Source organism: Roseburia sp. 1XD42-69 (assembly GCF_003612565.1).
Classification (GTDB): domain Bacteria; phylum Bacillota; class Clostridia; order Lachnospirales; family Lachnospiraceae; genus Roseburia_B.
Genome location: NZ_RAZG01000112.1, coordinates 1 through 6,942, shown reverse-complemented (window position 1 = coordinate 6,942; position 6,942 = coordinate 1). Strand labels below are relative to the sequence as shown.

Here is a 6,942-nt window from a genome sequence, read left to right as displayed (position 1 = left end):
TGAGCTACAGGAAGAGTCAGAAAAACACTGGGATTTTCTGGCTTCTTAGTGGTACAAACTTTTAACTCACAAGAAATATTAAAAAGCGGGACATTTTCGGGTAATGGATTTAATGATCAGGAAAATTGGGGAGCTGTAAGTAGTTCTTTTCACTTAAATGTGTCAACACCTACAGCAAGCGGAAACACTTTATCTATTAAAGTGAATACATCTGTTTTAGATTAATGATAAGAAGAATTTGTTGGATATATTGAGGAACAGTGATAATTCTCATCAACCTCCTTTGTTATATTTGAGCGACATCGTCAATTGCATTAAAATATAATGTAGGGGGTATTTACCTGAAACAATAAAAGAATAATACATATCATTTTCAAGTCTTTGCAAAAATATTTTTGAATGTCCGTTTAGATATGGAGGTACTTAAAGTGACGAAATCTCGACTTAGATTTATAATCTTTCCGGTGATTGTTTTACTGCTGATTCTTTTTCGGCAGTTTTTGCACTATGTTTTGATTGTTAAAGGTAGCATAAAAGCAGCAGATATACTGTTGGGATTTTATGAGGGTGTTGGATTTGATATTATTCTGGGTGTGATTTTATTCATAATTGACTATTACATCACAGAGGAAAACAGAGAAACGAAAAAGATAAGTAAGCAGATTTTTCATGTATTTTTGGTATGTGCTGTTCTATTTTTGGCATTATGTTTTTGTCCATATGAAATACTAAATGATTTATTGGAAAAAAAGATTCTTTATCCGATATTTTCAATGTTGAAAGTATCTGGTTTCTTTGATGGGGTTAAAAATTCAGATATGAAAATCTGGGAAGGCACATTCTATATGCATTTTATAATACAGGAAATGGTGTTTTTTGAGTGGATGATAATTTATGGTGTGTTCCAGGGATGTAAATTATTGAAAAATTTAATAAGAAACAGAATTGGTAATGTCATATAATCTTTTCTATTTCGAGGTCCGTTTTTGCACCCTTCATTTCCGATTTGTTGTGCATTTTTTCTGTATTGTCAAAATTCTTTTCTTAAGCATACCACAATTAAAATTTGAAATTATATAAGTTGTCTAAAGACAGAGCAAAAAACGCTGAATAGAGACATCCTCCCCTGCTTCTCCAAAACGGAGAGCAATTCGCCGGAATAGAGCGTGACGCCAGGGGACAAGGGAATCATTCCTTTTAGAAGCGGGGAAGAGGGAACTTATCCGGTGATGGCGGTGGTGGAAAAACTGCCAGATTCCCTGGATTTTCCCGGCAGGTGGTATGCCAGCAGCTTGTACCTTCCAATGGAGGAGTGGCAGAATAAGGAAAAGCGGAAAGATTATTATATGTATGTGTGATGTGGAGGAGAAATATCATGAGATGTGGGAGGAAGCTTTAGAGACAGGGACAAAGGACAGTCTGCTTGCCTACAAATCTCCCAAAGCAGCAAGAGAGGCAAAGGCCTATGAGCCTACCGGAGGGGTAAAGTTAGTAGTACAACAATCACAAAAAAATAATGTGGATGTTTTTCTCATGGTCAACACGGATTCCATGACGATTTTACGGTTCGGGCAGCGGTGCAGGTTCACGCCCTGTCTGCATCGGTAACAGCTATATTTGTATATTGTCGGTGTGCCGTCTGCACGGGTGCGACCGCCACACCGATGTTGACATCCGCTCATGACATGGTCACAATCATCGCAGACCACAAGACCGCCGAAAATATAATCATACTTTTTCCCGTCCTTGATGTTGATTTTAAGAAGTCGCTGAACATCCTCAAAGAGTTCACGGTCGGTGATTGCCGGACAGTATTTTTTATTATCCCGAAACACTCCGATGTATTTTGTATTTATAAGTATATTCTTGAGACTGGCAGCAGACCGTACAAGTCCGAACTCTGATTCCATATGCCGGAGCGTCTCACTCAAATTCCCGTTCCTGCGGTAGAATTTAAAGATTGTAACGGCGGTCGAGGAGGCGTTGAAAAACGTCTCTCTTGAGTTTTTATCCGGACAACTTCCGCAATGACCTCCGGTTTTGTGTATGCGCCGGAGGCGATGACATCCGCAGCACGTTGAGCCATTTCGACATTATCATTCAATACAAATCTTAAAATCACATTAGTGTCTATCAGTTGCATATTTTTCCGCAATAGCACGTTCAAAAGCCCCCTCCTCCTGCTCTATCAATGCCGGATTTGCATATTCGTGAGCAATTTCGAGCATGGACTGTATAGTCTCTTTTTTCATAGCTGCGGGTTCGGATGGCGGTTCATAGGTGTCTGAATCTATGAACCGTACAAACGCATAGACGGTCTCAATTTTGTCATTCGGCATAGTTTCCAACAATCCGATTGTTTTCTCCAAAGTTGACATGGACATTCCTCCTTTTAGATTTTATTATACTGAATCTTAATAATTATATGCTTTAGGGCAGAGCATCTATTTTTCCTTTACGTCATAAGAGGCTACTTTATACATGGTCACAGTACCGTCAGCATTATCTCCCTCATACTGAACAACCTCAACTTTATGCGTTCCGGTGGAAAGGGAATCTCCGGACAGGTCAAGAGAGCCTTGAGAATCTCCGAGTTGTTCTTTCGTGGAGAGCATACCGTCAATATATATGTGAGACAAAGAACCTCCGTTTATTCCCGCTGTTTCATAGCCTATCTGCATGAGCGTGGTGTCAGCGTCCGCATATACAACAATGACATTTCCGTTTTCGGTTGTTCCGCTTGAGTTCACAAGCAGGAATGTTCCCTCTCCGGTATCAGAATAGGCATCCCCGACAAAATCCTTTTGTGATTCACCGTCATCGGCAGCAGGAACATCCGCATCCGTAGAATCGTTCTGATTCGTGGCGGTGTCATTTTGGGGTTCGTTACCTGAATTATTGCCACCGCAAGCGGTAAGGCATCCGAGGGAAAGGGCGCAGACCATAAAAGCACAAACTATTTTTTTTCATGTGATTAAATCCTCCATTTCTATGTGCGAATCTTGTCACCTTGTAAATTTTCTTTTGAAAGGAGGTGAGCAGGGTGAAAATTCTATTGTGGGAAAAAAGAACCGAAAAACGGTTCACCTTGATGGAGTTAGCGAAGAAATCCGGAATCGGAAAATCGACGCTCAACAACATCGAAAACGGCAAGGTGTCGCCGACATTGTTTCAGCTTGAAATGATAGCCATTGCAATGGGAGTTAAAATCACCGACCTGTTTGAATCCGAATACAAATAATTGTATCACACGCCGGACAAGATGTCGGCAGCAGGTTAGAATATTTCCATAATCATGGAAATTTGTGGTACAATGCGTATCGGAAGGGAGATGGTGTTCCCTTGAATTACAAAGAGGCTATCGTCGAGTTAGTCGGAAAGATACATAACGAAAACGTCCTCAAGAGGATATACAAATTCATTTTGTATCTGTACACCATGAGCGAGACTGGCAGTTGAAAAGAATGTCAGTCTTTTTCGTTTTTAGCTTGCAAATACAAATCAATGAGGCGGTCAAGAGCCTCAATGTCCTCCGTACTGGCATTGACGAGGGCTTTTATTGCGTTTTTTCGGATGTCGCTCTCACCCGCCATAATGCGGTCAATCTTTTCGATGAAATCATCGTCAGAATCCACGAACATTTCTCCCTCACCAGTGGTCAAAAATATGTAATCAACGCCGAACTCACGGCAAATTGCCTTTATATTTGCGTCAGTGAGGGCATTTCTGCCCGTTTCGATTGCACTCATAGTGTTTTTCTTTAAACCGATGCGTTCGCCAAATTTTTCCAATGTGAGACCGAGATTTTTTCGGACTTCTTTTACACGTTCACCTTGCGTCACGTTTTTTCATCTCCCTCCTTTTGGGATAGCATACCACACAAAAAAGTAGGAATCAATAAAAAAGTTCATTAAATAGACAAAAACACATTAAGAAAGTCTGCTAAATAGATTGCAATGTCTATACGATGAACAATAGAGCAGGAAACACCAAAGATACCGACAAAGCCTGTGATGTCTGCTGAAGCCGCCGCTAAATCAGCTTATGCCGATTATCGGGACAAAGCCGACAAGTGGAAAGAAAGATATGGTGAAAATGCACAAAAGAGGGAAGAAAGTGTATACAGTCGGTTACAAAATTATCAAAGAGAAAGCACAAACAGGCAAACGAAGCAGTCTTCAAAAAATATGGGCAGAGGGGAAAGATAATATCCTCTCTGTCACTTTTGCATTTCTCTTCTTGCCGTTCTCTTCTTAAAAATAGTTCTTGACATATAAATAAAATTATGGTAAATTCTTAAAAAAGTTTAGGAGAACATGGAAATGCAGAACTTACATTTTACAATGAATCATATGTATATATATTACAGACGTACTTAAAAGTAATTGTGTTTCGATTAGATGCACAGTTACGCAGGTAGGTCTGATATGTCTGTGCATATAAATCGGTAGGTGTAAGTTGTAATTATGATAGAATGCTTGTAATAGCCGATGGTTTTATAAATGCACTGGACATATTGTATGTTTGGTGCTTTTTTGTTTGGAAAGGAGTTTGTTATAATATTATCAAATGGAACAGAGGTTATTATTAAGCCTTATCGTGAAAAAGATACGAAAGAAATTGTCAGGCTGATTCATAGAAATTTCATGGGAGTCAATGTGAAAGATTATGGGGAGAAGGCTATGGCGGCACTCTCTGCCATGCATGATGTGAATTGGTTCAAAGGTGTGACAGAATACGCACATGTGTATGTGTTTGGAATGAAAATAAAATTTTATTGGAAAACGGATATGAATATAAAAATGGAATAAAAGAGCTGGATGATGAGCAGCATTACCGGTTGGAGAAATTCAGAAAGATTCGTTAGGAGGAATGGTGATAATGACAATTAGGAGAATGAATATCGAAGATTTTGAAAAAATATATGATTTGTGGATACATACGGAAGGCATGGGATTGAATACAACAGATGATTCAAAGGATGGAATCGTCAAATATTTATTGCGAAATCCTAATACATGCTTTGTTGCAGAAGATAACGGAAAACTCATAGGTGTTATTATCAGTGGACATGACGGGCGCAGAGGTTTTATCTATCACACTACGGTCAAGAAAGAATATAGGGGACAGGGAATTGGGAAAAAGCTAGTCGATTCAGCAATGAAGGCTTTGGAAGCAGAGGGCATACACAAAGTGGCATTGGTGGCATTTGAGAAAAATGTATCAGGCAATGCTTTTTGGGAAAAGGTCGGATTTACTGTAAGGGATGACTTGGTTTATAGAAATAAAAATATACATCAACTGAAAAGGGTTGATTTAATTTAATACAGAGGCTGTATATGGAAATAGCATTAGTAAGGGCAAATATCAGGATTACGATACAAATCCAGGAAACGAGAGCGTGGAAAAATTAGAAGCACGCTTGAAACAGGACTTTACATTTTACTATTTTATTTATATCGGACAGCAAAAAGCAGGAGCGATCCGTATTGTTGATCAAAAGGAAAACGGAAAAAACAAAAGAATTTCCCCAATATTTATATTGCCGGAATTTCAAGGGAAAGGCATTGCACAGAAAGCAATCCGGCTGTGTGAAGAAATGCATGGAAACGAAAATTGGGAACTGGACACAATTTTGCAGGAGTCTAAAAACTGTTATTTGTATGAAAAAATGGGGTATCGCCAGACGGGAAAAACGAAGGTCATTAACGAAAGACTCACATTAACATTTTATGAAAAAAAGGAGGCAGACATAACATGAATGTAATCATACTTGGTTCCGGCATACAAAAAGTCGAACATAATTTATACAGCCATTGCACTTCCGATCACACAATGGGAATGCGTGTGGTTGAGCAATTGAAAATGGACTGGCTTGCCAATTCACTGGGAAAGAAACCCGATAATCCGATAGAAGTTGCTTCTTTACCTGCCATTCTCGCAGATATTAAAAAACAAGGCACAAAGTATGGCTCATCCATTGAATACTATGAGGCAAGCGTTCTTAGTATATACAAAAGAAATATATGATGATTACAGAGATTTGGAGAGGGAATTGAACCTAATACATTTTGCGTATGATAGATTAAAAATACGGTTATAAAGAATCTTCTGCTTTATTGTAATCTATCCGTAAAAAGTAACCTGCATAAGTGTATATATCAATGCTGTTATGGTGGATATTGTATGTTGCATTAATCATATTCATTTTATTTGTCCTCTTTTTGTAGATTTTTTTAAAGCATTTCAATCAGTGTACCAATTGTCGTATATTTTGTGTTATAATGTTTTATGTAATTTTGTTTCCCTCATTTTTTCCCTTATCAGGGTTCGTAATGCCCTGTGGGAAGATATAACACAAGGGAAACTTTAAGGGAAAGCTCACGTAGAGATGGCAAAAGCACATGGACTGAATATTTATGGATATCTTAAATTTCTGCTGGAACACCGGCCAAGAGAAGACATGACCGATGAACAGCTGGCAGAACTGACGCCGTGGAGTGAAAAACTTCAATTTATCAAAAATCGCATGTGAATTACTCCAACTCACAGAGGGCTGGGGTAATTTTGTATCTGACCGCGGTATTATTTGGCGGTTACTTATTGATTACAAAAAAGAACCGATAACCGCATTTTTACTTCTGCGTATTATCGGCTCTGCGTCTGTGCGTCCGGCTCTTTGATAACTGAAATATTAAATTGCGTTACATTGATTAGTGTTTCCTGATTACACTTTGGACAAAAAAGGGGAAAATTTTCAAGCACAGTATCTTCTCGAATCTTTAATCATGTTTTATTATGACAAATCGGACAAAATGCCCATTGGAGTTTCATTTTTTCAACTGCCTATCCAACAAATTATAGTAATAACTAGTGTCTGCTGATTAACAAAAATACAGCCTAAAACTATTGATTTTACTGCATTCTTCCGGCATGTATGGT

At 38.6% G+C, this 6,942-nt stretch carries 12 protein-coding genes and 1 pseudogene; 9 read left to right on the top strand and 4 right to left on the bottom strand.

All coding sequences use genetic code 11. The features are described from left to right. Window positions 1-551: 551 nt before the first annotated feature. The 3 genes from D7Y06_RS23205 (at window position 552) to D7Y06_RS23195 (ending at window position 1,608) form a co-directional block, all read left to right on the top strand. Window positions 552-962, top strand: a complete 411-nt coding sequence (locus D7Y06_RS23205) for a hypothetical protein (RefSeq protein ID WP_158591472.1) — start codon at window positions 552-554, stop codon at window positions 960-962. 204 nt (window positions 963-1,166) lie between these two features. Beyond that, window positions 1,167-1,358, top strand: coding sequence for a hypothetical protein (locus D7Y06_RS23200; RefSeq protein ID WP_120409908.1), 192 nt, complete (start codon window positions 1,167-1,169; stop codon window positions 1,356-1,358). Window positions 1,359-1,380: 22 nt separating this feature from the next. Continuing rightward, window positions 1,381-1,608 (top strand): hypothetical protein, encoded by a 228-nt coding sequence (locus D7Y06_RS23195; protein ID WP_158591471.1) that lies wholly within the window; start codon window positions 1,381-1,383, stop codon window positions 1,606-1,608. Window positions 1,609-2,123: 515 nt separating this feature from the next. Here the strand turns inward: D7Y06_RS23195 and D7Y06_RS23185 are convergent. After that, entirely contained in the window at window positions 2,124-2,378 is a 255-nt protein-coding gene (locus D7Y06_RS23185; protein ID WP_120409906.1) for a hypothetical protein, read from the bottom strand. Window positions 2,379-2,444: 66 nt separating this feature from the next. Beyond that, entirely contained in the window at window positions 2,445-2,945 is a 501-nt protein-coding gene (locus D7Y06_RS23180; protein WP_120409905.1) for a hypothetical protein, read from the bottom strand. 98 nt (window positions 2,946-3,043) lie between these two features. Between D7Y06_RS23180 and D7Y06_RS23175 the strand changes: the two genes are divergently transcribed. Continuing rightward, the gene (locus tag D7Y06_RS23175; RefSeq protein WP_120409904.1) at window positions 3,044-3,241 is read left to right on the top strand and encodes a helix-turn-helix domain-containing protein; all 198 of its coding nucleotides are present in this window, start codon (window positions 3,044-3,046) and stop codon (window positions 3,239-3,241) included. Window positions 3,242-3,467: 226 nt separating this feature from the next. Here D7Y06_RS23175 and D7Y06_RS23170 read toward each other — a convergent pair whose 3' ends face one another. Continuing rightward, complete coding sequence (locus D7Y06_RS23170; protein WP_120409903.1) at window positions 3,468-3,842, bottom strand: helix-turn-helix domain-containing protein; 375 nt, start codon at window positions 3,840-3,842, stop codon at window positions 3,468-3,470. 678 nt (window positions 3,843-4,520) lie between these two features. On the opposite strand from D7Y06_RS23170, the gene D7Y06_RS23165 reads away from it, so the two are divergent. The 5 genes from D7Y06_RS23165 (at window position 4,521) to D7Y06_RS23135 (ending at window position 6,535) form a co-directional block, all read left to right on the top strand. Beyond that, on the top strand, window positions 4,521-4,811 hold the full coding sequence (locus D7Y06_RS23165; RefSeq protein WP_120409902.1) for a hypothetical protein: 291 nt from the start codon (window positions 4,521-4,523) through the stop codon (window positions 4,809-4,811). Window positions 4,812-4,872: 61 nt separating this feature from the next. Then, window positions 4,873-5,325: a GNAT family N-acetyltransferase gene (locus D7Y06_RS23160; protein WP_330566581.1), complete on the top strand. Its 453-nt coding sequence runs from the start codon at window positions 4,873-4,875 to the stop codon at window positions 5,323-5,325. A gap of 76 nt (window positions 5,326-5,401) precedes the next feature. Continuing rightward, on the top strand, window positions 5,402-5,761 hold the full coding sequence (locus tag D7Y06_RS23155) for a GNAT family N-acetyltransferase (RefSeq protein ID WP_243119474.1): 360 nt from the start codon (window positions 5,402-5,404) through the stop codon (window positions 5,759-5,761). After that, window positions 5,758-6,030 carry a hypothetical protein gene (locus tag D7Y06_RS23150; RefSeq protein WP_120409901.1) on the top strand — a complete coding sequence of 91 codons (273 nt, stop codon included), beginning with the start codon at window positions 5,758-5,760 and terminating at the stop codon, window positions 6,028-6,030. Before D7Y06_RS23155 ends, D7Y06_RS23150 begins: the two co-directional genes overlap by 4 nt. Before the next feature lie 361 nt (window positions 6,031-6,391). Next, the gene (locus D7Y06_RS23135; RefSeq protein WP_120409899.1) at window positions 6,392-6,535 is read left to right on the top strand and encodes a transposase domain-containing protein; all 144 of its coding nucleotides are present in this window, start codon (window positions 6,392-6,394) and stop codon (window positions 6,533-6,535) included. Between the two features lie 113 nt (window positions 6,536-6,648). Here the strand turns inward: D7Y06_RS23135 and D7Y06_RS23130 are convergent. Continuing rightward, window positions 6,649-6,834: pseudogene (locus D7Y06_RS23130) on the bottom strand (cysteine-rich KTR domain-containing protein). Between the last annotated feature and the right edge of the window lie 108 nt (window positions 6,835-6,942).